The 26,081-nt window shown below is 37.5% G+C and carries 21 protein-coding genes; 17 read left to right on the top strand and 4 right to left on the bottom strand.

From position 1 onward, the window contains the following. Positions 1-105: 105 nt before the first annotated feature. Positions 106-933: a spermidine synthase gene (gene speE / locus BM012_RS19640; protein WP_061804833.1), complete on the top strand. Its 828-nt coding sequence runs from the start codon at positions 106-108 to the stop codon at positions 931-933. Between the two features lie 54 nt (positions 934-987). Then, positions 988-1,860 (top strand): agmatinase, encoded by an 873-nt coding sequence (gene speB, locus BM012_RS19645; protein ID WP_061804832.1) that lies wholly within the window; start codon positions 988-990, stop codon positions 1,858-1,860. Positions 1,861-1,894: 34 nt separating this feature from the next. Here speB and BM012_RS19650 read toward each other — a convergent pair whose 3' ends face one another. Beyond that, positions 1,895-3,763 (bottom strand): RNA polymerase sigma factor, encoded by a 1,869-nt coding sequence (locus BM012_RS19650; RefSeq protein WP_061804831.1) that lies wholly within the window; start codon positions 3,761-3,763, stop codon positions 1,895-1,897. Positions 3,764-4,003: 240 nt separating this feature from the next. On the opposite strand from BM012_RS19650, the gene BM012_RS19655 reads away from it, so the two are divergent. The 5 genes from BM012_RS19655 to argS all read left to right on the top strand — a co-directional run bounded on the left by BM012_RS19655 (position 4,004) and on the right by argS (position 9,299). Next, a complete protein-coding gene (locus BM012_RS19655; RefSeq protein ID WP_061804830.1) occupies positions 4,004-4,963 on the top strand; it encodes an ABC transporter substrate-binding protein in 960 nt (319 codons plus the stop codon). A 90-nt stretch (positions 4,964-5,053) separates the two neighbouring features. Then, positions 5,054-6,052: a FecCD family ABC transporter permease gene (locus BM012_RS19660; RefSeq protein WP_061804829.1), complete on the top strand. Its 999-nt coding sequence runs from the start codon at positions 5,054-5,056 to the stop codon at positions 6,050-6,052. Beyond that, positions 6,049-7,050, top strand: coding sequence for a FecCD family ABC transporter permease (locus tag BM012_RS19665; protein WP_061804828.1), 1,002 nt, complete (start codon positions 6,049-6,051; stop codon positions 7,048-7,050). Before BM012_RS19660 ends, BM012_RS19665 begins: the two co-directional genes overlap by 4 nt. A 144-nt stretch (positions 7,051-7,194) precedes the next feature. Then, complete coding sequence (locus BM012_RS19670; RefSeq protein ID WP_061804827.1) at positions 7,195-7,632, top strand: YwiB family protein; 438 nt, start codon at positions 7,195-7,197, stop codon at positions 7,630-7,632. After that, positions 7,629-9,299 carry an arginine--tRNA ligase gene (gene argS / locus BM012_RS19675; RefSeq protein ID WP_061804826.1) on the top strand — a complete coding sequence of 557 codons (1,671 nt, stop codon included), beginning with the start codon at positions 7,629-7,631 and terminating at the stop codon, positions 9,297-9,299. Before BM012_RS19670 ends, argS begins: the two co-directional genes overlap by 4 nt. A 37-nt stretch (positions 9,300-9,336) precedes the next feature. On the opposite strand, the gene uvsE is transcribed toward argS, so the two are convergent. Together uvsE and cls are read right to left on the bottom strand one after the other, a co-directional pair. Then, positions 9,337-10,293: a UV DNA damage repair endonuclease UvsE gene (uvsE, locus tag BM012_RS19680; RefSeq protein WP_061804825.1), complete on the bottom strand. Its 957-nt coding sequence runs from the start codon at positions 10,291-10,293 to the stop codon at positions 9,337-9,339. A 13-nt stretch (positions 10,294-10,306) separates the two neighbouring features. Continuing rightward, a complete protein-coding gene (gene cls, locus BM012_RS19685; protein WP_061804824.1) occupies positions 10,307-11,497 on the bottom strand; it encodes a cardiolipin synthase in 1,191 nt (396 codons plus the stop codon). Between the two features lie 162 nt (positions 11,498-11,659). Between cls and BM012_RS19690 the strand changes: the two genes are divergently transcribed. The 8 genes from BM012_RS19690 (at position 11,660) to BM012_RS19725 (ending at position 24,034) form a co-directional block, all read left to right on the top strand. Further along, positions 11,660-13,762, top strand: coding sequence for a (Fe-S)-binding protein (locus BM012_RS19690; RefSeq protein ID WP_139210388.1), 2,103 nt, complete (start codon positions 11,660-11,662; stop codon positions 13,760-13,762). 12 nt (positions 13,763-13,774) lie between these two features. Next, positions 13,775-14,950, top strand: coding sequence for an acetyl-CoA C-acetyltransferase (locus BM012_RS19695; protein WP_061804823.1), 1,176 nt, complete (start codon positions 13,775-13,777; stop codon positions 14,948-14,950). Positions 14,951-14,964: 14 nt separating this feature from the next. Then, positions 14,965-15,816: a 3-hydroxybutyryl-CoA dehydrogenase gene (locus BM012_RS19700; RefSeq protein WP_061804822.1), complete on the top strand. Its 852-nt coding sequence runs from the start codon at positions 14,965-14,967 to the stop codon at positions 15,814-15,816. A 13-nt stretch (positions 15,817-15,829) separates the two neighbouring features. Beyond that, complete coding sequence (locus BM012_RS19705) at positions 15,830-16,912, top strand: acyl-CoA dehydrogenase family protein (protein WP_061804821.1); 1,083 nt, start codon at positions 15,830-15,832, stop codon at positions 16,910-16,912. Positions 16,913-16,930: 18 nt separating this feature from the next. Next, complete coding sequence (locus BM012_RS19710; RefSeq protein WP_061804820.1) at positions 16,931-18,061, top strand: acyl-CoA dehydrogenase; 1,131 nt, start codon at positions 16,931-16,933, stop codon at positions 18,059-18,061. Positions 18,062-18,081: 20 nt separating this feature from the next. Continuing rightward, positions 18,082-21,276, top strand: coding sequence for a fused isobutyryl-CoA mutase/GTPase IcmF (gene icmF / locus BM012_RS19715; protein WP_061804819.1), 3,195 nt, complete (start codon positions 18,082-18,084; stop codon positions 21,274-21,276). Positions 21,277-21,521: 245 nt separating this feature from the next. Then, positions 21,522-22,076: a DNA-directed RNA polymerase subunit delta gene (rpoE, locus tag BM012_RS19720; RefSeq protein ID WP_328586496.1), complete on the top strand. Its 555-nt coding sequence runs from the start codon at positions 21,522-21,524 to the stop codon at positions 22,074-22,076. Positions 22,077-22,426: 350 nt separating this feature from the next. Next, on the top strand, positions 22,427-24,034 hold the full coding sequence (locus BM012_RS19725) for a CTP synthase (protein WP_019394773.1): 1,608 nt from the start codon (positions 22,427-22,429) through the stop codon (positions 24,032-24,034). Positions 24,035-24,070: 36 nt separating this feature from the next. Here the strand turns inward: BM012_RS19725 and BM012_RS19730 are convergent, their stop codons facing one another. Next, the gene (locus tag BM012_RS19730) at positions 24,071-24,601 is read right to left on the bottom strand and encodes a DUF2529 family protein (RefSeq protein WP_061804817.1); all 531 of its coding nucleotides are present in this window, start codon (positions 24,599-24,601) and stop codon (positions 24,071-24,073) included. Between the two features lie 243 nt (positions 24,602-24,844). On the opposite strand from BM012_RS19730, the gene BM012_RS19735 reads away from it, so the two are divergent. Both BM012_RS19735 and BM012_RS19740 read left to right on the top strand, forming a co-directional pair. Beyond that, positions 24,845-25,216, top strand: a complete 372-nt coding sequence (locus BM012_RS19735) for a response regulator (RefSeq protein ID WP_061804816.1) — start codon at positions 24,845-24,847, stop codon at positions 25,214-25,216. Positions 25,217-25,491: 275 nt separating this feature from the next. Beyond that, positions 25,492-26,081, top strand: a 590-nt coding sequence (locus tag BM012_RS19740; RefSeq protein WP_074842878.1) for a ketose-bisphosphate aldolase, incomplete at its 3' end; no start/stop codon positions are given.

Below are 26,081 nucleotides of genomic sequence, written 5' to 3' on the forward strand. Positions count from 1 at the left end.
AAGAACAATTCGTACATATTTTACGTGTACTTTTCGATTTTGCGAATACACTACTAAATGTTAATGTGGACAAGAGGATATTTGATATAGAAGGGATGAAGTATAATGAGTCTTTGGTTTACAGAGAAACAAACAGAGAACTTTGGTATTACAGCAAAAATTAATAAAACGCTTCACACAGAACAAACAGAATTTCAAAAGTTAGACATGGTAGAAACAGAAGAGTTTGGTAACATGCTTCTTCTTGATGATATGGTTATGACAACAGAGAAAGACGAGTTTGTATATCATGAAATGGTAGCACATGTACCACTTTTCACACATCCAAACCCAGAGCATGTACTTGTTGTTGGTGGAGGAGACGGTGGCGTTATCCGCGAAATTTTAAAACATCCGAGCGTGAAAAAAGCAACACTTGTTGATATTGATGGAAAAGTAATTGAGTACTCTAAAAAATATTTACCAACAATCGCAGGTCAATTAGAAGACCCTCGTGTAGATGTGCAAGTTGGTGACGGTTTCATGCATATTGCAAAAAGTGAAAATGCATATGACGTTATTATGGTTGATTCAACAGAGCCAGTTGGTCCTGCTGTAAACTTATTTACGAAAGGTTTCTATGCAGGGATTTACAAAGCGCTAAAAGAAGATGGTATCTTTGTTGCCCAAACAGACAACCCTTGGTTTAAAGCAGATCTTATTGCAAATGCGCAACGTGACGTAGCAGAAATTTTCTCAATCACACGTCTTTATACAGCTAACATTCCAACATATCCAAGCGGTCTTTGGACATTCACACTCGGTTCTAAAAAGTATGATCCTTTAGAAGTGAGTGAAGAACGCTTCCATGAGATTGAAACGAAATATTACACAAAAGAACTGCATAAAGCAGCGTTCGCTCTACCTAAATTTGTAGCAGATCTACTAAAATAAGAAACAGCCATGGGGACTCTCATGGCTTCCTATTGTTTGAAGGGAGTCAGTATAATGCGTTTTGATGAAGCTTATTCTGGTAACGTGTTTATCGGAAGTCATAAAAGTTATGAAGAAAGTAAAGTTGTTCTTTACGGAATGCCAATGGATTGGACAGTAAGCTACCGCCCAGGTTCTCGTTTTGGTCCAACACGTATCCGTGAAGTTTCAATCGGACTTGAAGAATATAGCCCATACCTTGATCGTGAATTAGAAGATGTAGCGTATTTTGATGCAGGAGATATTCCGCTCCCGTTCGGAAATCCACAGCGCAGCATTGATATGATTGAAGAATATGTAGATGATCTTCTTAAAGATGACAAATTCCCACTTGGTATGGGAGGAGAACATCTTGTATCATGGCCTGTTATGAAAGCAATGGCAAAGAAATATCCAAATCTTGCAATCATCCATATGGATGCACATACAGATCTGCGTGTTGAATATGAAGGAGAGCCTTTATCACATTCAACTCCAATTCGTAAAATTGCTGAGCACATTGGACCTGAAAATGTCTATTCATTTGGAATTCGTTCAGGTATGAAAGAAGAATTTCAGTGGGCTAAAGAAAATGGGATGCATATTTCGAAATTTGAAGTTTTAGAGCCGTTAAAGGAAATCCTGCCAAAGCTTGCAGGACGTCCTGTTTACGTGACAATTGATATTGATGTATTAGATCCAGCACATGCTCCTGGAACGGGAACAGTTGACGCAGGCGGAATCACTTCAAAAGAGCTCCTTGCTTCAATTCATGAAATTGCACATTCTAACGTCAATGTTGTTGGAGGAGATCTAGTAGAAGTTGCTCCAATCTATGATAATTCAGAACAAACAGCAAATACAGCAAGCAAACTTATTCGTGAAATGATGCTTGGTTGGGTAAAATAATTAGAAAAGGCAGCTTATAAAAAGCTGCCCTTTTTTAATCCAAAAGATCTCCTGTTTTTGCATTCATACGTGAATGAAAGTTAGGTTCTAATAGGTTTGTTTGATAATGAAATATAAAGCAATCTTTTTCTTCATCCTCTTTCCAAACAGCCTCTACCTCAAGTAGGGATAGAAGGGTTTCTTTGGCTTTTGTAGCAGAGATAAGTGGTCTTTCTTCTTGTAGAGAAAGAAGCTTATCAACTTCAATCTCAGGGCCCATATAATAGACAATTCGTAAAGTTTTTCGACAAACACTAACATTAATCATTCCCCCATATTCAAAAGGAATATTAGAGGTAAGATAAAAGGTTACAAGCACCCAAGATTCATCAGTATTATAACTGACTCCACCAAAACGAAGAATCGTTTGATAAGAAGGAAGCACCTTCTCCAAAAATTGCAGTGCACGCTCGTATCCTTGTTTTCGATTGCATTTCTTTCTTAAGTTGGCAGGAGGGGTCTCAAACGAGAAGATTCCTTTTATTTTTCCATTCTCTTTATATTGGATTTTAATGGTCTCCTCGTTTCTTTCTCTCATATAGCTATCAACACTTTTATCTGATGAGACAAGAGTAAGATTTTTCTTTCGAAACACTTTTCCTCTTAACTCGGGATCTTTACTTTCTCGAATACATTCATGTTTATCTGTTAGTCCAATCATATCTTCAATAGTTTCTGTACTTGGGTTTACAGACATCAGTGGTTTGGATAGGACTAGGTCATCTTCTTTTACAGGATATAGAGAGAATTCATCAACCTCAACGCTATAAAACGGAGGCTCTATTTTGTAAACAAGTTGCCCTTTGTTATTGGATGTTGAAAGAAATAAATTGCATGAGGTTTCTTTCATAAGATAATCTTTTACAGCTTCTACATGTACTTCTTTTTGCGGCTGTTGGAAATGACGGGGGAGAGTTGTACAATACCTTTTAAAATTAATTACATATCCATCATATGAAACGTCGATAAAGAAGCTGCTATTATCAATTTTATAGCCGTTATGTTTCATTATCCATTCAAAGCGTATACTTTTCGTTAAAAAAGTAGGCGAAGCATTTGAAAAGGAGGAAGGGCATAAATTTGTTTGATCATGGAGAAATGTTAGGGCTTTTTCGTATAACACTTCCTCAGCATAGTGAATGTGAGTATGATTCATGTCTCTTGAATAGGAGAGTAGCTCTCCGTTAGGGTGAAAAGAGACAATAAAACCAGTTTCTTCACCTTTATCTTCCCATGCAAATAATATTTCTTCTGAATAGTCCTGTTCAATTAAAAGGTCATAACTAGAAGGGATAGAGAACATACTAACTGCTTTTTCTTTTAATGTTTCTAACATATTCTGAACCTCCCCAATCGTTTCTGCTGCGAGAATCATTTTTAACTTTTTTATGCCACCATAATAATGACTTTTCACTGTACTTTCTGTAAGACCTACAATATGACTAATTTGTTTGAATGTATAATCATCGATAATCTTCAGAAAGAGGATTTGGCTTTTTCTCTTATTTAGTTCATCAAGAATTTGTCCAATCCAAAGTAAATGTTCACTTTCCTCCTTATAGGAATGTTTTATTTCTTGTACATTTTCAATTGGAATTTCTCGGTCTTTTTTGCGATAAAAATCAATAGAAGTATGAATGGCAATTTTCTTCATCCAGGAAGTGAAGGAGCGATGGTGTAATAAGGTTGGAAGAGAAACAAACATACGAATGATTGTTTCTTGTTTAATATCTTCTAAATCGTATTTATTAAGGGCATAGGCATTAATAATCCTTTGAAGTCTAGGTGCGTAGACTTCCATCAGATGTTCAAAAGCCCCTTTCTCCCTTTGTTGAGCTCTTTTGACTAGTTGTGTTTCTTCCACAATAATCCCTCCTATGATGTAAGACGAGATAGAGTGCAAAATAGTTGGCCCTAAAGGAAGATTTCTTGGGAAATAAATCAAAATAGCTCACATTTTCTGAAAGAATTTAGTGAATAATACGTTATTATGTCGAATAAACAACTTATAAGGGATTGACCCACAATGTGAAAGGGTTGTAAGATAATAACACTGATAATTGTTATCACTATCAAGTATTAATGTAGAAAGAAGGAATTCACAATGGTTCGTAACACTAAGAAATGGACTTTTTCTCTTGTAGCCATTTTGCTAACTTTTATAGTTGCCTTAGCAGGATGTAGCTCTTCACAAAATAGTGAAGAAAAAGAGAAGAAAAGCTCAAGTAAAGAGGAAACCAGAACTGTTCAGCATGAGCTAGGCAAAACAGAAATTACGGGTACACCGAAGCGCGTAGTTACATTGGAACTATCATTTGTTGATTCTCTTAATGCTCTTGGCGTAGAGCCTGTTGGAATTGCAGATGATAATAAAAAAGATATGATTGAAAAGTTAGTTGACAAGAAAATGGACTATACTTCAGTTGGAACACGCGAGCAGCCAAACTTAGAAGTTATTAGCTCTTTACAACCAGATTTAATTATTGCAGATGCACAGCGTCATAAAGCTATTTATAAAGAGTTACAGCAAATTGCGCCAACAGTTGTATTAAAAAGCCGTGAATCTACATATGAAGAAAACTTAGATGCGTTTACAACAATTGCAAAAGCAATGAATAAAGAAGGACAAGGCAAAAAACGTCTTGAAGAACATAAACAAACGATGAAAGATTTAAAAGAAAAGCTTGCTGATAATGAAAAAGCAACTGTTCTACCTGCTGTTGTACGTGATACTTCGTTCCAGGCTCATACTTCTTCATCATATGATGGACAGCTTTTAGAACAGCTTGGATTTAAAAATCCAATCGATACAAAAGATGCTTATGCTCAAATGAACTTAGAGCAGCTTTCAAAAATTGATCCAGACATCTTGATTTTAGCAAACAATGAAGGAAAGCTTTTAACGGATGAGTGGAAAGATAATCCACTTTGGAAAGACTTAAAAGCTGTGAAAAATAATCAGGTTTATAACGTTGACCGTGATTTATGGACTCGTTTCCGTGGTATTATTTCAGCCGAAAATATCGGAAAAGACATGAATAAGTTGCTAGATGAAAAGAAATAAGATTAAGTTATGAAAAAAGAAGTAAGAAAACTCTTTTCTTACTTCTTTTTTTGTAGAAAGAAATAGTCGTAAAAGTGTGGTGTGTTTGAAGTGGAGCGTTCAAAAATAAAAATTTATGGTGTTTTCCTTTTTGCTCTTTTCCTTCTTGTGATTGGTACGATGGCAAGTGTTCTAATTGGAGCTACACATACAGGTGTAGGTACATTTATAAGTGCTTTATTCAATCCAGATGGTTCGAAAGAGCAGGTTGTAATTCGAACATTGCGTCTCCCTAGAGCTGTATTAGCTATTATTGTAGGAGCTAATCTAGCTGTAGCGGGAGCGCTTATGCAGGCTTTAACAAGAAATCCTCTCGCATCTCCGCAAGTATTCGGTGTGAATGCAGGAGCATCGCTTATTGTGGTAAGCTCTCTTGTTTTATTCCCAGCAATGTCTGCTTCTACAACCGTCTATTTTGCCCTGTTAGGAGCTCTATTAGGAGGCATTGTTGTTTATTCATTTGCCTCTGGAGGAGGAATAACAGATGTGAAGCTTGCCTTAGCAGGTATGGCTGTTCATCTATTTCTTTCGTCTTTAACACAGGCATTTATTGTAATGAGCGAGCAGGCAAAAGATGTTCTATATTGGTTAGTTGGAGCAATTGATGGGAAAGATTGGAGTCATGTACAAATTATTTTACCTTGGGCTATTGTCGGATTAATAGCTGCAATACTTTGTGCAAAGTCCATTTCTATTTTTGTACTAGGAGAAAGTGTTGCACAAGGACTTGGACTAAAAGTGAAGGGAATTCGAATTCTTGTTTCCTTGATTGTTGTTATCTTAGCAGGCTCTTCCGTTGCTGTGGCAGGTCCAATTGGGTTTGTTGGCCTTATTGTTCCTCATATTGTAAGAAAGATTTTTGGAAGTGGAAATTATACTATTATTCTTCCATTCTCAGCTTTATTTGGGGCTGTTTTAATGGTATATGCTGATGTACTCTCAAGATTTATTGCATATCCATTTGAGTCTCCGGTTGGCATTGTTACAGCACTAATTGGGGCACCTTTCTTTCTCTATCTGGCTACTAAAAGAAAGGGGGCTAAATCATGAAGAAAGCCCCTGTTATAAAGAAGAAACATCCAGTTTCAATGATTCTCATCCTACTCATTATTGTTTTAGCACTTAGCGTTATGAGTCTAGGCATTGGTTCCATTTATATTTCACCTTGGAGCGTTTTACAAACCTTCTTTTTCGGTGTTCAAGATAATTTCTTTATTCTCTATAACTATCGACTTCCACGCGTCCTTATTGCTTTAATTGTAGGAGCCTGTTTAGGAATTTCAGGAGCAATATTGCAGGGGATTTTACGTAATCCACTTGCTTCCCCTGATGTGATTGGCGTCACAAAAGGAGCAGGTTTAGCTGCTGCGATTGTAATCATCTTACTGCCAAGTTCACCTCTTATAGCATTGCCTATTTCTGCATTTATGGGGGCGGCTATTATTGCTATTTTGCTTATGATTTTCTCACATCGAACAAATATGAGACCGAGCACCCTTGCGCTTGTTGGGGTGGCATTAGGCGCTATTTGTCAGGCAGGTATTCAATATACAATGATTAAGTTTCCAGACGATGTAAATACAACACTAGTATGGTTAACAGGAAGCCTTTGGAGTCGTGGATGGGATGAACTTGTTCTCCTTCTTCCATGCCTCCTTATTATTCCACTCTGTTTCCTACTTTCCTCAAAACTGAATATTCTAGCTCTAGGGGACGATGTTGCAGTTGGATTAGGGGAGAAGGCGAAAAAAACTCGATATATTCTTTTAGCGTTAGCTGTCGTTTTAACAGGGTTAAGCGTAGCTGTTGTTGGATCAATTGGATTTATTGGTTTAATTGCTCCGCATATTTCAAGAAGACTTGTTGGAAATCGAGCAGGTGTATTGCTTCCTGCTTCAGCTCTCTGTGGGGCTGTTATTCTTCTTGTATCTGATAGCCTAGGAAGAGGACTTGTTCCACCAACTGAAATTCCAGCGGGGATTATTACGGCTGTTATTGGTGCTCCTTATTTCCTCTACTTGTTAAAAAGTGAGCGCAAAGCAGGGTAGTGAACAATAAATATTCTTTTATTGATTAGAATAAGAGAGAATGTAAAAAATGAAATTAAAGGCGTCCTCACGTTGAATTTTATGAAAACAATCCTTATACTATAAAGGTTAATAGTTATGCTAGAATTGTAAGGAAGTGTTGAGATGAGCGTATCATCAACAGGTAAAAAAGTAAGCGTAGAAGTTGTCTCAGATATTCGTGACGGAGCACGCAAAGAAATTGTAAAAACAAATTCAAGAGGGCTTCTTTATGAAAAGGGAGACAGCATCTATATTAAGTATGACGAAGAACAAGATGGCGAAGAAATTCGTACTCTTTTAAAAATTGGTAAAGTAGAAGTACTTCTGAACCGTTCTGGTGCTGTAACAATGAAGCAAACATTTAAGAAACAGCAAAAAACAGAAGGTTCTTATAAAAGCCCATACGGTATTTTTCATGTTTTAACAGAAACACATAACATTGAATATCAGCAGTTCAAGACGAAAGTCCGTCTTTTTTTATCATACGATTTATATCTACAGGGAGAAAAGGCAGGAAAGTATGCGCTCACTGTGACAGTCAAGGAGGAAGAAGAGCAATGAATATAGTAGAACAAGTGCAGGAGAATTTGAAAGCAGAAGTAAAACAAGCTGTTTTAAAAGCTGGATTAGCAACTGAAGAACAACTTCCAGATGTTGTGTTAGAAACACCAAAAGACAAAACGCACGGTGACTATGCCACAAATATGGCAATGCAGCTTGCTCGTGTTGCACGTAAAGCTCCTCGTGCAATTGCAGAAGATATCGTAGCAAATTTTGATAAAACAAAAGCATCTATTGAAAAATTAGAAATTGCAGGTCCTGGGTTTATTAACTTTTATATGAATAATAGCTACTTAACAGACTTAATCCCAGTTGTGATGAAAGCTGGCGATGCATATGGGGAAACAAATGTTGGAGAAGGCGAAAAAGTTCAGGTTGAATTTGTTTCAGCAAACCCAACTGGAAGTCTACATTTAGGGCATGCACGTGGTGCAGCTGTTGGGGATTCTCTTTGCAACATTTTAGATAAAGCAGGTTATGAAGTTTCGCGTGAGTATTATATTAACGATGCTGGTAATCAAATTAATAACCTTGCGTCATCTGTTGAAGCTCGTTATATGCAGGCTCTTGGTCAAGAAAAAGAAATGCCTGAAGATGGTTATCATGGTCAAGATATCATTGAAATCGGAAAAAAACTTGCAGAACAAGAAGGCGACAAATACGTTAATATGGAAGAACAAGAACGTTTGGCATTTTTCCGTGAATACGGCTTAAAATATGAACTAGAAAAATTAAAAACAGATTTAGAGAACTTCCGTGTGCCTTTTGATGTATGGTATTCTGAAACATCCCTTTATCAAAACGGCAAAATTGATGATGCCCTAGAAACATTAAAAGAACAAGATCATGTATATGAAGAAGAAGGAGCAACATGGTTCCGTTCAACAACATTTGGGGATGATAAAGACCGTGTACTTATTAAAAACGATGGTTCTTACACATACTTAGCACCTGATATTGCATATCACCAAGATAAACTTAAACGCGGATTCAATAAACTTATCAATGTGTGGGGAGCAGATCACCATGGTTATATCCCACGTATGAAAGCTGCGATCCAAGCATTAGGATACGATAAAGATACGCTTGAAGTTGAAATTATTCAGCTTGTACATCTTTACAAAGACGGCGAGAAAATGAAGATGAGTAAGCGTACAGGAAAAGCTGTTACAATGCGCGATCTTGTCGAAGAAGTTGGTCTTGATGCGACTCGCTATTTCTTCGCAATGCGCAGTGCTGATACTCATATGGACTTTGATTTGGATCTTGCTGTATCAAAATCAAATGACAACCCTGTTTACTATGCTCAGTATGCACATGCGCGTATTTGCAGTATGCTTCGTCAAGCAGAGGAACTGAACATCTCGTTTGATAAGGATGTAGACTTCTCCTTAATTAAAGCAGAGAAAGAAATTGATTTGCTTAAGAAAGTAGGAGAATTCCCGCAGGTTGTTGGAGAAGCAGCGTTAAAACGTATTCCACACCGCATTTCGAACTATATCTTTGATCTAGCTTCTACACTTCACAGCTTCTACAATGCTGAGAAAGTATTAGATAAAGAAAATATCGAAACAACAAAAGCTCGTTTAGCTCTCATTCAAACAGTGAGCATCACACTTAAAAATGCTCTCGCATTAATTGGTGTATCAGCTCCAGAAAAAATGTAAATAAAAAAATCTCCCTCAATGTGGTGGGAGATTTTTTTTATGGCCAAACAATGCTTCCGCCGCTTGCTCGTTTTATGCCGCGTAGTTTACTTACCTCTTCTACAAATTGAAGTAGTGCTTTATCTTTGCCTTTTGCTTCAATCATGACATCAAAATCTCTATTTAACTCACGAGCTGTTTTGAAAAATGGTTTCACAAAATCAAGTGACAAGTAATCACTATGACTTCTAAAACTGCTTTCTGATTTTGGAGAGGAGAGATGTACTTTGGGTTTTAAGTTCCTTTCTTTCCATGTCTCAAAAATAGGTTCAAGCAACTCTTCAAGCGGCGTTTCACTCAAATTTGCTTGATGATGGTGATAATCAAATAAAAGAGGGATTCCTTGATGCTGACATATTTTTAGTGTTTCTTCTGCTGTATATGTTTTATCATCATTTTCAAGTGTCATTTTTTGTTTGATAGGAGTTGGGAGCTCTTTTAAATTTTTATGAAAACGTTCAATAGCAGAAGGTTTGTCTCCATAAGTTCCGCCAACATGGATATTGATAAGTGACGTTTTCTCAACGCCCAGTGCTTCTAAAATATTGTAATGATATTCCATATCACGAACAGCATTTTTTGTGATATGAGGTTTACCACTCGTAAAAAGCGTATATTGATTAGGGTGAAAGCTAACCCGTAAATTATGTTTTTTAATAAAAGCACCAATCTCTTTTAATTTTGAACCGAAAATCCCGAGGTAGTCCCAGTTTACTTCAGGATGTGTCGCAAGTGGAACAAGGGAAGAAGAAAGGCGATAAAGTTCAATTTCATGGCCAACATTATAGTGAAGGATGCGCCATGTTGTTTGAAGGTTTTGTTCTGTCACATTTTTTAATTGCTCAAGCCGTTGTTCTTTGTTGAGCTGTTTAAAACGCGTAAATGTCATTGTTTTAGCAGGAGACCCTTCCCAAAGGTTCAAAGCATGTGACACATAGCCAAACCGAATGAACATAGTGAAACTCCTCTCATAGAAGTGGCGATACCAATTTTGAAATTTGCTCTTTTGTTTTCTGAAACAACGTTCTTTTTTTGATATCCTCTAACATTAACTCTTCTGCATCATTTATGTTGTCACATACAATTTTTTTAACCTGCAAGATAAATGAAGGAGAGTACATATAACAGTTAATTTCCTTATTAAGAAAAAGACTTCGCTTATCAAAATTTGCTGTTCCAATATCACACATCACATTATCAATCACAATGACTTTGGAATGATAAAAGCCATAATAATGACGAAAAACACGGCCTCCTTTTTTCAGAAGAGGCTTATAATAGGGAAAAGCAGAATCAGGAATAAGAGGGTGATCAGCTTTAAGTGGTGTGAGAATGTTTACGTTTACCCCTCGATCTATTGCATCAAGAAGGGTTTGAAACAATTTTTGACTCGGAACAAAATAAGGTGTACCAATATAAATGTCTTTTTTGGCTTTCTCAATCATTGTCATAAAATCTTGTTCAAGTGTGTTACCATCTGTTGCTTTAAATTGGAAAGAACAAGGAAACGTCCCATTGTATGAAGGCTCGGGCGGATATAGTACTTCTTCTGTTTCCCGTTTCCAATCCTCACAAAACTGACTTTGAAGATCTGCAACTCCTTCTCCTGTTATTCGGATGTGAAAATCTTTCCATGCTCCAAGCTTTGGGTTAAAGCCTAAATACTCTTTGCCAATATTAAAACCGCCAATATAGCCAATTGAATTATCAATAACTGTGATTTTTCGGTGGTTTCTTGTGTTTAGTTTATAGAAAAGAAAAGGAAAAGTAGGTTTGTGCGTAAATGAAAATTTTATGCCTTTTTCTCTTAAGAGTTGAATATCTTTTTTAGTAAGAGAGCTTCCAACCCAGTCAAGAAGAAGACATACTTCAACACCTTGCTGTCTTTTTTCTTTCAAAATAGTCAGAAATTCCTGTCCAACTTCATCTGAGCGGATAATATAAAAAAGTACATGAATACTTTTTGTAGCATTTCGTACATCAGAGAAGAGTTGTTCAAAAAGATCATATCCTTCTGTATAAAAAGTAACGTCTCCATTTCGCTTTGGATAGAGTCTTTCCTTAGCTGTTTTTCTATGAAGAGCAGAACCGCAGGTAAAGTCAATAATGAGAAGAACAATCAATAAAAATATAAGACCGATAATTATTAATGCAATCATAATCCGCCTCCTCGCTTTGTTATACCTTGCCCTTTTTTGACTAAGATTATTTCTAAATTTAAGAAAGGAAAGGGTTGACTGAATGTTCATTCAATTTATACAATGAAAGTACTATCCTACAAAAAGATTCTTGATGTTTTCATGTTAAAAGGAGGGGAAAAAGTGACAATGCTCTTATTGATTAATATGTTAGCTTTTTTATTGGTAACCGCTTACGCTATTTTCTTGTTCTCATACCTAATTAGAACAAGGCTAGCCTACATTAGGTTAGGAAGGAAGATAGAATTTGATGGAGAAGTGAAAGAACGCTATCGTAAGGTTATCGAAAACGTTTTTGGACAGAAGAAGCTGTTGAAAGATAGAAAGAGCGGTATTATTCACGTTCTCTTTTTTTATGGTTTTATTCTTGTGCAATTTGGAGCTCTTGATTTTATTATAAAAGGACTTTTTCCAGGACATCATTTACCTTTTGGTCCTTTCTATGGAGGGTTCACCTTTTTTCAAGAAATTGTGACGCTTCTAATTCTAGTTGCAGTTTTATGGGCTTTTCATCGTAGATATATTGAAAAACTAGTACGTTTGAAAAGAGGGTTCAAATCAGGTCTTGTTCTTCTTTTTATTGGTGGACTCATGATCTCAGTTCTCGCAGGAAACGGAATGAGTCTTATTTGGCATAACGAACAACTAGGTTGGTCAGAGCCCGTTGCTTCTCTTATCGCAAGTTTGTTTAGCTTTCTGCCAGAAACAGGAGCCACTATTCTTTTTTATGTAGCATGGTGGGTACACCTTTTATTACTCCTCGCTTTTTTAGTGTATGTCCCACAATCAAAGCACGCTCATTTAATTGCAGGTCCTGCTAACGTTTATTTAAATCGCCTTACCCCTCCTGGCAAACTTGAAAAAATTGATTTTGAAGATGAAAGCAGAGAAACATTTGGGGTTGGAACGATTGAGGAGTTTACTCAAGGTCAGCTTCTTGATCTTTACGCGTGTGTAGAGTGTGGGCGATGTACAAATGTATGTCCAGCAACTGGAACAGGAAAAATGCTTTCTCCAATGGATTTAATTTTAAAGCTTCGTGATCATCTCACAAATAAAGGAGCTGCTGTAACATCCAGAACACCATGGGTCCCTGCGTTTGCTTTTAATAATACACACGGCAATCAGCTTGCCCTAAAAAGTAAACAGCAGGGGATTGAGGAATCAGCAGCAACTCTCAGCTATAACCCATCATTAATTGGCGATGTGATTACAGAAGAAGAGATTTGGGCCTGTACAACATGTCGAAACTGTGAAGATCAGTGTCCAGTAATGAATGAGCATGTTGATAAAATTATTGATTTACGCCGCTATCTTGTTTTAACAGAAGGAAAGATGGATGGAGACGGGAAAAGAGCGATGACAAATATCGAGCGTCAAGGTAATCCATGGGGAATTAACAGAAAGGAAAAGGAAAAGTGGCGTACGCTTCAAGATATTAACGTTCCAACGGTGAAAGAGCTTAAAAAAGAAGGAAAGACGTTTCAATATTTGCTTTGGGTAGGGTCAATGGGTGCGCTTGATAACCGAAGTCAGAAAATTACCTTTTCTCTTGTGAGGTTGTTGCATGAAGCGGGAGTAGAATTTGCAATCCTTGGCAATAAAGAAAAAAACTCTGGAGATACACCAAGAAGATTAGGAAATGAGTTTCTTTTCCAAGAACTTGTGGCAGCGAACATTCAGGAATTTGAGAAAAATGAAGTTAAGAACATTATTACAATTGATCCTCACGCATACAATACGTTTAAGAACGAGTATCCTGACTTTGGGTTCAAAGGCAATGTATATCATCATACTGAAATACTCGCCTCTCTTCTTAAAAAAAAGAAGCTTGTGCCAAAGTATGAAGTAAATGAAAGCATTACATTCCATGATTCTTGCTATCTTGGACGCTACAACGAAGTATATGAACCTCCAAGAGAGATTTTAAAAGCCATTCCAGGGGTGAATGTTCTGGAAATGGAACGAAATCGAGAGAAAGGGATGTGCTGTGGAGCTGGTGGTGGCTTAATGTGGATGGAAGAGACGGCAGGGTCTCGAATTAATGTAACTCGAACAGAACAGGCATTAGAAGTGAAACCAACTGTCATTAGTTCGGGGTGTCCTTATTGTTTAACAATGTTAAGCGATGGTACAAAAGCAAAAGAAGTAGAAGATAAAATCGGAACATACGACGTTGCAGAGCTTCTTGAGAAGGCTGTCTTTGGCTCTGGTGAAAAAGCATAAAAAGGAGGGGGAATAATGAAATCAGTTATTGTTGCAGCGAAGCGCACTCCTTTTGGTAGACTTGGGGGACATTTTAGAAATATGACAGCAAGCGATTTAGGTGGAGAGACAATTAGAGCTTTGTTAGAAGAGAAAAAAGAGGCGAAAGAGGTGATTGATACAGTATTACTTGGAAACGTTCTACAGGGAGGGCAAGGTCAGCTTCCATCAAGGCAGGCTTCTTTTAAAGGTGGATTAGACTGGAACGTTAAAACAGAGACCATTAATAAAGTATGTGCCTCAGGAATGAGAGCTGTAATAGAAGGGGACTTTTTAATTCGGCTTGAAGAAAGTGAAGCGGTTATTGCAGGAGGAATGGAGTCAATGAGCAATGCTCCGTATTTTTTGGAGCATGCTCGATTTGGACATAAAATGGGAAATCAAAGTTTGAAAGATCTTATGATGCATGATGGGTTAACATGTACGTTTACAGGAGCTGCAATGGGGAGTTATGGCGATGCAGCAGCGGAAGAATTTCAACTTACAAGAGAAGAACAAGATGAGTGGGCTGTAAGAAGTCATGAACGGGCTGCTCTCTTTTATGAGAAGGGGTATGCTAAGGAGGAAATTGTCCCTGTTCAGGTGAAGAATAGTAAAGGTTCCCTTTTTATAGAGGAGGATGAGTCAATAAGACGAAACACAACAGCTGAAAAACTAAAAAAACTAAAACCAGCTTTTAATGAGGAGGGGACAATAACAGCTGGAAATGCCCCTGGAGTTAATGATGGAAGCGCTTCCTTGATGTTGATGAGCCAAAGAAAAGCATATGAATTAGGATATCGTCCATTAGCTACAATTGTTGATTACACTTCATTAGCCCTGCAACCAAAAGATTTTCCTAAAACACCAGGCTTAGCAATTCGCAAACTATTAGCCAAAACAGGCAAGAAGGTTGAAGATATTTCTCTATTTGAAATCAATGAAGCTTTTGCAGCAGTTGCTTTAATAAATATGAAAACAGAAGGCCTTCAAGCTTCAAAAGTAAATGTAAATGGTGGTTCCCTTGCATTTGGTCATCCTATCGGAGCGAGCGGAGCCCGTATTTTAGTTACGCTTATTCATGAATTACAGCGGGTAGGAGGCGGATTCGGAATTGCCTCAATATGTAGCGGTGGAGGGCAAGGTGACGCAATTATGATTAAAGTTTGAAAGGAGTAAATGGGATGGAAAACCGAAAGGCAATGGTGATTGGTACAGGACAGATGGGAGCAGGGATTGCTCAAGTTCTCGCTTCCGCTTCTTATAATGTGGTTCTTTATGACCTTGATACACAAGCACTGCAAAAAGGGATAAGCAAAATTGAAACATCTCTTAAAAAAGCCGTTCAGAAGGAAAAGATAAAAGAATGTGAGATGAATGAAACGCTAGCAAGAATTCAGGACACAACAAGTCTTAGTAATGGTGATGATGCTGATATTGTAATTGAAGCAATCGTCGAAAATTTAGAGGTAAAGAAAGAAGTTTTTAAAAAGCTTGATCAAATAGTAAAAAAAGAAGCTATATTAGCTTCTAATACATCTGCTCTTTCAATTACAGAGCTTGGGTCTGTAACAAAAAGGCCTGAGAAAGTCATTGGAATGCATTTTATGAATCCTGTTCCTGTTATGAAGCTGGTTGAAGTAATTCGTGGGCTCTCCACATCTGAGGAAACATATAAAGAGATTAAGAGTATAACAGAGTCCCTAGGAAAAGTTCCTGTGCTAGTAAAAGATTTTCCTGGTTTTGTATCTAACCGTATTTTAATGCCAATGATCAATGAGGCAATATATGCTTTATACGAGGGAATAGCTTCAAAAGAAGCAATTGATGAAGTGATGAAACTTGGAATGAACCATCCAATGGGCCCTCTCCAGCTTGCTGATTTTATTGGTCTTGATACATGCTTGTTCATTATGGAAGTACTGCATGAAGGATTCGGTGATGATAAATATCGGCCTTGTCCACTTCTAAAGCAATATGTAAAAGGAGGGTACCTTGGTCATAAAGTAAAGCGTGGTTTTTACGAGTATGAATAAGAGGAGTGATTCTATGCTCGTTTTTACAAAAAAGCATGCCAAGATACAACAAGAGATGGAAAGGTTTGCAAGGGAAGAAGTTGCTCCTTTTGTAGAGAAGATGGAGGAAGGTGTTTTTCCAAGGCCTCTTATTGAAAAAATGAGTAAGCAAGGGTTTATGGGAATCCCCTTCAACAAAAGGTATGGAGGTCTCGGGTTAGATTTTATTTCTTATATCTTGGCCATTCATGAGATCTCTAAAAAAAGTGCAGCATTAGGGGTTATTTTATCTGTTCATACATCTGTTTGTACAAATCCTATTTTAACATTCGGCACAGAAAAGCAGCGGGAACTATATGGTAAAAGATTAGCAAGTGGTGATATTTTGGGTGCCTTTGCATTAACAGAAACAGGAGCAGGGTCAGATGCAGGGAGCTTAAAAACAAAAGCAGAGAAGGATGGAGATGTGTATATCCTAAACGGAGCAAAACAGTTTATTACAAATGGGGGAGAGGCAGATATTTACCTTGTTTTTGCGCGCACAAATAAAGGTATTACGGCTTTTATTGTAGATAAAAAAACGGTGGGTTTGAAGGTCGGAAAAGATGAAAAAAAGATGGGTCTGCATGGTTCACGCACAACATCTCTCTACTTTGAAAATATGAAAGTTCATAAAGACAACCGCTTAGGGGATGAAGGTGAAGGATTTAAAATTGCAATGAGTAATTTGAATATCGGAAGAATTGGAATTGCGGCCCAAGCTTTAGGAATTGCGGAAGCTTCCCTAGAAGAGGCACTTCTTTTTATGAAAAGGGGCAAAAAAAGTCTGCTTCCTTTAGCGAACATGGCTACCCGTATTGAAGGTGCAAAGCTTTTAACATATCAAGCTGCATTCTTAAAGCAAAAAAGAAAACCATGTAGGAAAGAAGCTTCAATGGCCAAGCTTTTTGCTGCTAGGACAGCAGTTTATGTTACAAGTGGTGTGCTCGATTGTTTAGCAGAATACAGAGGGCTTCCAAATCATCATGCTGAGCGTTTTTTCAGAGATGCAAAAGTTTGTGAGATTTATGAAGGAACAAGTGAGATTCAGAAGATAGTAATCAGTCGCAGTCTCTAAACTAAAGGGGGAGAAGAGATGAATTTTGAGCTATCACCAGAACATGAAATGATTAGGAAGACAGTACGTGACTTTGCAGACAAAGAAGTAGGTCCAACAGCGGAAGAACGAGACGAGCAGGAACAATTTGATCGAACCATCTTTGAAAAAATGGCTGAAATAGGTTTGACGGGGATTCCTTGGCCTGAAGAGTACGGAGGTATTGGTGGTGATTATGTAATGTACTGCATTGCTGTTGAAGAGCTTTCTCGCGTATGTGCTTCAACAGGCGTTATGCTCTCAGCTCATACTTCACTAGCGTGTTGGCCTCTTTATACATTTGGAAATGAGGAACAGAAGAGAAAGTATTTAAAACCCCTTGCAGAAGGGAATTTTTTAGGCGCATATGCTTTAACAGAATCACAGTCAGGATCAGATGCTGGAGGGATGAAAACAACTGCCCGAAAAGAAGGGAATGACTATATTTTAAATGGTTCAAAGATTTTCATTACAAATGGAGGAGAAGCAGATATCTACATTGTTTTTGCAAAAACAAATAGTGATGGAAAAGGCGAAACAAGCGCTTTTATTATTGAAAAAAATATGAAAGGCTTCTCAATTGGAAAGAAGGAAAGAAAGCTCGGTATTCGTGCTTCTCCCACAACGGAGATTATTTTTGAAGATTGTCGAGTAAGTAAAGAACATCTTCTTGGAGAAGAAGGAGAAGGCTTCAAAATTGCGATGATGACATTAGATGGAGGCAGGAACGGCATTGCAGCTCAAGCTCTTGGGATTGCTCAAGGAGCCCTTGATGCAGCTGTTTCCTATGCAAAAGAGCGTCATCAGTTCAAAAAACCAATTATTGCTCAACAAGGGATTGCTTTTAAGCTGGCAGATATGGCAACAAGTGTTGAGGCATCAAGACTCTTAACATATCAAGCAGCATGGCTAGAATCACAAGGAGAGCCTTATGCAAAAGCCTCTGCCATGTCCAAGCTTCTCGCCGGAGATACAGCGATGAAAGTGACAACAGAGGCTGTTCAAGTTTTTGGTGGTTATGGCTACACAAAGGATTATCCTGTTGAACGGTTTATGCGTGATGCGAAAATTACGCAAATTTATGAAGGAACTCAGGAAATTCAGCGGCTTGTGATTTCACGGTATTTATAAGTCGAAAAGGTGGTGAGAATGTGGGATATAAAAGAAAACACCATATACGTTTTATTACAGCTTCAAGCTTATTTGACGGCCATGATGCCTCCATTAATATTATGCGTCGCCTTCTCCAAGGAAGTGGTGTTGAAGTCATTCATCTTGGGCACAATCGGTCTGTTGATGAGATTGTTCAAGCAGCCCTCCAAGAAGATGTCCAAGGTATTGCAGTTTCTTCCTACCAAGGAGGGCATATGGAATACTTTATGTATATGTATGATCTCCTACAAGAGAAGAATGCAGGTCATATTAAAATTTATGGTGGTGGTGGAGGAGTAATCCTTCCAAAAGAAATTAGAATGCTTCATGAGTACGGTATTTCTCATATCTTCTCTCCTGAAGATGGGCGAAACTATGGCCTGCAGGGAATGATTGATAAAATTATTGAAGAGTGTGATGTTCCACTTGAAGCAAAAGAGGTAAGATTCCCTCTAAATTCAAGCAACGACCAAGAGGTGTCTCGCCTTATTACACATATTGAGAATGGAGGAGAGATCACTAAAGGGACACCTCGTAACGATATTCCGGTAATCGGAATAACAGGAACAGGCGGAGCTGGGAAGAGCTCTCTTACAGATGAACTTATTCGCCGTTTTTTAATGCAGTTTCCATCGCTTACAATTGCTGTTTTATCTATCGATCCTACAAAACAAAAAACAGGTGGAGCGCTACTTGGTGACCGAATTCGAATGAATGCCGTTAATTCCCCTCGCGTTTTTATGAGAAGTCTAGCAACAAGAAAATCGAATCATGAATTGTCTTTTGCAATTGACGACGCTGTTACCATTGTGAAGGAAGCTGGTTATGACATTGTTATTGTTGAAACGAGTGGTATTGGGCAAGGGGATGCGTCAATTACGAACATTTGTGATCTTTCTCTCTACGTTATGACAAGTGAGTTTGGAGCACCGTCACAGCTGGAGAAAATTGAAATGATTGATTACGCAGATTTTATTGTAATCAACAAGTTTGATAAACGAGGCTCAGAAGATGCAAAACGACAAGTTCAAAAACAATATCAGCGAAACCACGCTCTATTTGATAAAGACTTCGATTCATTTCCAGTCTATGGAACGATGGCAAATCAGTTCAATGACAGTGGGACTAATATTCTATTTAATGATTTGGTTAAGAAGCTTAATAATCAATACAATAAAAAATTTGGAGATAGCGAGATAGATATTTGCCAAAAAAAAGAGCAGCATACGATCATCCCACCGAGCCGTCAGCACTATATGCGGGAAATTTCTGATACAGTTCGAAGGTATCATCAAGATAAACTTCAGCAAGCAGAATATGCTACAAACCTTTACAGACTTCAGGGAGCAGAAGAACTTACTTTTGATGAAAACGTGAAAGAGCATATGAGGGAGCTACAAGAAAAAGAAAAAGAAAAACTTTCAAAAGAATCACTTAAAATTTTAGAGACGTGGGAAGAAAAAGCAGCATCTTACAAAGGTGATACTTTTTCTACAGAAGTGAGAGGGAAAACAATCACAACAGAGCTTGTTACGACAACGTTATCGGGTCTTAAAGTACCTAAAATTATGCTGCCTTCTTATCGTGATTATGGCGATATTTTAAAATGGGTTTATAAAGAAAATACACCTGGATTCTTTCCATTTACAGCAGGTGTTTTTCCCTTTAAGCGAAAAGGAGAAGATCCTAAAAGGCAGTTCGCAGGCGAAGGGCCGCCTGAACGAACTAACCGCCGTTTTCATTATCTTTCTAAAGGGGAGAATGCACATAGATTAAGCACCGCTTTTGATTCTGTAACACTGTATGGCGAAGATCCAAATATTCGTCCTGATATTTTCGGGAAAATAGGGGAGAGCGGTGTAAGCATCTGCACATTAGACGATATGAAAGAGCTTTATAAGGGATTTGATTTATGTGCACCAACAACATCTGTATCAATGACAATCAATGGCCCTGCTCCTATCTTACTTGCGATGTTTCTCAATACTGCTATCGACCAAGCGATAGATATGAGGGAGAGGGAGCTTTCACGAAAGCTTGAACAAGAAGAGATCGAAGAATTGAAAGCGCAAACATTAAATGTTGTGAGAGGAACGGTTCAGGCTGATATTCTAAAAGAAGACCAAGGCCAAAATACATGCATTTTCTCAACAGAATTTGCTCTCCGGATGATGGGAGATATTCAGCAATATTTTATTGATCAGAAGGTCAGAAATTATTATTCTGTGTCTATCTCTGGCTATCATATTGCAGAAGCAGGAGCAAATCCGATTTCTCAGCTTGCTTTTACGCTTGCTAATGGGTTTACGTATGTTGAATATTATTTGAGCAGAGGGATGAAAATTGATGAATTTGCTCCGAATCTTTCTTTTTTCTTCAGCAATGGCTTGGACGCAGAGTATACAGTTATTGGAAGGGTAGCAAGGCGCATTTGGTCAATTGTAATGCGAGAGAAATACGGTGGGAACGAACGCAGTCAGAAGCTGAAATATCACGTGCAGACATCAGGTCGATCTTTGCATGCACAGGAAATTTCGTTTAATGATATTCGCACAACCCTTCAAGCACTTATGGCTCTTCATGATAACTGTAACTCTCTTCATACAAATGCTTATGATGAGGCCATTACGACTCCAACAGAAGAATCTGTTCGACGAGCAATGGCAATCCAACTTATCGTAACAAAAGAGCATGGACTAACCAAAAATGAAAACCCGCTTCAAGGCTCTTTTATTGTGGAAGAATTAACAGATCTTGTAGAGGAAGAAGTGTTAAAAGAATTTGAAAGGATCAGCGATAGAGGCGGCGTGCTGGGAGCCATGGAAATGCAATATCAGCGTAGCAAAATTCAAGATGAATCAATGTTTTATGAAATGAAGAAACACACAGGAGAACTGCCTATCATTGGAGTAAATACGTACCAAAATCCTGAACCCTTAAGTGAGGAAAGCATTGACAGTATGGAGCTTGCTCGCTCAACAAAAGAAGAAAAGCAAAAAAGAATTGTTGATCTGCAAAATTTCCAAGAAAAATATAGAGGAAAAGCAGAAAGGGACTTAGAAAAATTAAAAGAAGTAGCTAGAAATGGTGGTAATATTTTTGCAGAGTTAATGAATACTGTAAAGACAGCTAGCCTTGGTCAAATTACTCATGCTTTATATGAAGTAGGAGGGCAATATAGACGGAATATGTAATAGAGAGGAAAACCTTAGTGAAATGAGACTTTCATAAGGTTTTCCCTTTTTTAGCAAAGAAGTTTGCTTAATGAACTTTTTGCTTATCAAGACTAGCATAAATGGATAAAATTTGTTTATAATGAATGGTATGTATTTCATGTTACACGTGATAAAATAATACTTGGTGTGTTTACACAACATTGACAGGCTATAATAGTACAGTTATGAAAACTTTATAGATAAGTTTGATACATAGGAAGGGTGTGTCTATTTTGGGTCTAAACCAATATACTCAAGAAGAACTACGCGAAACGGCAATGATCGAGTTAGCGTTTGAAATTATGTCAGATAGCAAAGAACCAAAAGCATTTTCTTTTCACGATTTAGTGGAAGAAATTCAAAAAAAAGTGGGTCTTTCAGAAGCAGAAGTGCGTCAGCGTATTGCTCAATTTTATACAGATTTAAACATTGATGGTCGTTTTGTTACGCTTGGGGACAACCACTGGGGACTACGCAGCTGGTATCCTGTTGATCAGTCAGAAGAAGATCTTGTTGCAACAGTAAAAACAAAGAAAAGAAAAGCAAAAAGATATGCTAAAGACGATCTTGATGAATTTGAAGATGCTGATGATGACTACGAAGAGTACAATGATGTAGATAGTCTTGATGATGAAGATTATGAAGAACTAGATGAAGAAGATTATGATGATATGCTTGAAGAAGAAGATTATGATCTAGATGATGAAGATTTAGATGATGAAGATCTAGAAGATGAAGAATTAGAGTATGAAGAGCTTGATGAGGATGAAAAATTATAAAGAGCCTTGACTTTTAAGAAAGAACTTTGTAGAATTCTTTTTGGGCTCTTAAAAATTAAAGCAATTTTTTATAAGATATATATTGCTCCCATTACTGCATGTGCAGGATGGGAGCAATTTTGTTTTTATAGAGTTGTATATAAGATAAAGAGCAATTTTTTGATTTTTTTATATAAATTGGAAGCTCCCATTTTTGAAGGGAAGTTTTGCTAAAGTGTTGATCATTATTTTTACATGAATGATGACTTATAAGCTCGTGCAAACTTTTAAGAAGGATACATATGCCTTCTTTTTGCTTTTTCATAGAATTTTTTAAATAAGATAACCTAAATTTAGAGGGGGAAGTACAGATGACAAAATATATCTTTGTAACTGGTGGAGTAGTATCATCACTTGGAAAAGGAATTACAGCAGCCTCTCTAGGCCGTTTATTAAAAAACCGTGGGTTAAGCGTAACAATCCAAAAGTTTGATCCATACATTAACGTTGACCCAGGAACAATGAGTCCATATCAACACGGTGAAGTGTTTGTAACTGATGATGGTGCAGAAACAGACTTAGACTTAGGTCACTATGAGCGTTTCATTGATATCAACTTGAACAAGTATAGCAACGTAACAACAGGGAAAATTTATTCAACAGTATTAAGAAAAGAGCGTCGAGGAGACTATCTTGGTGGTACTGTGCAAGTTATCCCACACATTACAAATGAAATTAAAGATCGTGTATTCCGTGCTGGAAAAGAAACAAATGCGGATGTAGTTATTACAGAAATTGGAGGAACAGTAGGAGATATCGAATCTCTTCCATTCCTTGAAGCTATTCGTCAAATCAAAAGCGACATTGGCCGTGACAATGTAATGTATATTCATTGTACGCTTGTTCCATATTTAAAAGCTGCAGGAGAAATGAAGACAAAACCAACACAGCATAGTGTAAAAGAACTTCGCAGCTTAGGTATTCAACCAAACGTCATTGTTGTACGTACAGAAATGCCAATTTCTCAAGACATGAAGGATAAAATTGCTTTATTCTGCGACATCGATACAAAAGCTGTTATTGAAGCTGGAGATGCAGAAACACTTTATGAAATTCCTTTAGCACTACAAGCTCAAAACCTTGATCAGCTAACTTGTGAACATTTAAAACTTCCTTGTCGTGAAGCAGATATGACAGAGTGGAAAGGCCTTGTTAATAAAGTGAAAAACCTTTCTGGTAAAGCAACAATTGCTCTTGTTGGTAAATATGTAGAGCTACAAGATGCTTACATTTCTGTTGTTGAGTCACTTCGCCATGCAGGTTATGATTTTGATACAGATGTAAAAATCAAATGGTTAAATTCTGAAAACATTACAGAAGAAAATGTAAAAGAAGAACTTGCAAATGTTGATGGGATTATTGTACCAGGAGGATTTGGAGATCGTGGAATCGAAGGTAAGATTACAACGATCAAATATGCTCGTGAAAATAAAGTTCCATTCTTTGGTATTTGCTTAGGTATGCAGCTTGCATCTGTAGAGTTTGCTCGTCACGTTTTAGGTCTTACTGATGCCCATTCAGCAGAGATTGCACCTGAGACAACAAGCCCAATTATTGACCTTCTACCAGAACAAAAAGACGTAGAAGATTTAGGTGGAACGCTTCGCCTTGGTTTATATCCATGTAAACTTGTTGATGGTACGTTAGCACAGCAAGCATACAAAGATGAAGTAGTATATGAACGTCATCGTCATCGCTATGAGTTCAATAATGAATTCCGTCAAGCAATGGAAGATGAAGGTTTTGTTTTCTCTGGTACAAGCCCAGACGGTCGCCTAGTGGAAATTGTAGAGTTAAAAGACCATCCTTGGTTCTTAGCTTGTCAATTCCACCCAGAATTCACATCACGCCCAACGCGTTCACAACCTCTATTTAGAGAGTTTGTTCGTGCTTCAATTGAGTTAGGTAAAAAACAATAATAAAAAAATCAGCTGATAACTATCAGCTGATTTTTTTTATTCGTATTCTTCCATCATTTCTTTTATTGTGAATAGCACGGCATAGTAAGCATAGAGACCAACCATTGTAGAAGGAAAACCAAAGCGTTCTCCATCATCACCAGGGATAAGCGGTTTGAGAAGTTTTGTATCAATATGTACATCTGAATAGTCAGCTGCAGTTTCTCCCTCTTGTTTAGGGTCAAGAGCCCCAAGAGTAACAAAAGGAATATTTTTCTCAGCAATAGCTTTAGCTAACTCTATAGTTTCTTGATCATGAGCATATCGACTGCAAACTAAAACTCGGTCAACGCTTGTTATATTTTCAAGGTTTCCGTTAGAAAGAAGAAGTTCAGCATTTAAAGCATCTGCTCCTTGTGTTGCTTCAATGGCAATAGCTTCCATCTCTTGAAAACCATGGACAAAAAGTTTACCATCACCTATGAGTCCTTGAGCAAGTATGCGTGCTCCATCTTCTATATTTAGCTCTTCTTTCTCGCTTATTCGATTGAAGTATCCGTTCAATTGGGTTGTAAAAATCTTCATCATATATTATTCACCTCTGCTAGCTATTATAGCTTACAACAAGAAGGATTTAAAAAGCCAAACTATAAAAAATTAAGTATTTTATTCTGTGAAATGTTATTTTTGATTATAATTAAGAAGTTCGAGCGCTTTCTCCGCTAAGAATGTACAAAAAGTTATTTTTTGTGAAAGAAGGGATTTCTTTTTTTAAGTAGAATAGAGTAAAGTAGTCCTCGGTACGAAAATTTATTTTAAGGTGGGATAGAAGTGGAAGAACGAATTTTAATTGTAGATGATCAGTACGGGATACGCATTCTTTTAACAGAAGTGTTGCAAAAAGAAGGATATAAAACACTTCAAGCTTCCAACGGCTTTGAAGCTATTGATATTGCAAAAGAACGTACGCCAGATTTAGTTTTATTAGATATGAAAATTCCCGGAATGGATGGAATTGAAATTTTAAAGCGTCTAAAAGAGTTAGATGAAACAGTGAAAGTCATCATTATGACAGCCTATGGTGAGCTTGATATGATTCAAGAAGCAAAGGATTTAGGAGCGTTGACACACTTTGCAAAACCATTTGATATTGATGAAATTCGTCAAGCTGTAAAAAAATATATTCCAGTTAATACTAACTAGTACTATAATCTCCTCGTTGCTGTGAAATTCTACATATCACTATTCAATCTCACGGGCTTTGCTATGCGCGTTTTTTTCTTGTATTAACTGCATAAAATGTATAAAAATATGGCAGTTTTTTAAGAGAGGTTGCCTATTTTTGTCGAACTCTGCTAGCTTTTATATTGCCGTCAAGTTCGTAAATTGGTATCCTAAAGATGTACTTACATTATTTTAAAGCTTTATTCCTTTTATTAAAGAAACGAGCTTTCAACAGTTTAGAGGAGGATTTACTAATGCCATTAGTATCAATGAAAGAAATGTTGAATACTGCTAAAGATAACGGTTATGCAGTAGGTCAATTCAACTTGAACAACTTAGAGTTCACGCAAGCGATTTTACAAGCAGCACAAGAAGAAAAATCTCCAGTTATCCTTGGTGTTTCTGAAGGTGCAGGCCGTTACATGGGCGGATTCAAAACAATCGTGAAACTTGTTGAAGCACTTATGGAAGAGTACAACGTAACAGTACCTGTTGCGATTCACCTTGACCATGGTTCAAGCTTTGAGTCTTGTGCAAAAGCTATTCATGCTGGCTTCACATCTGTTATGATCGACGCTTCTCACGGTCCTTTCGAAGAAAACATAGCGGTAACATCTAAAGTTGTTGAGCTTGCTCACATCCACGGTGTATCTGTTGAAGCTGAGCTTGGAACTGTTGGTGGACAAGAAGATGACGTGATTGCTGAAGGCGTAATTTACGCAGATGCACAAGAATGTAAAGAGCTTGTAGAGCGTACAGGTATCGACTGCCTAGCTCCAGCACTTGGTTCTGTTCATGGTCCTTACAAAGGGGAGCCAAACTTAGGATTCAAGGAAATGGAAGA

This window comes from Priestia endophytica DSM 13796 (assembly GCF_900115845.1).
GTDB lineage: Bacteria > Bacillota > Bacilli > Bacillales > Bacillaceae_H > Bacillus_I > Bacillus_I endophytica.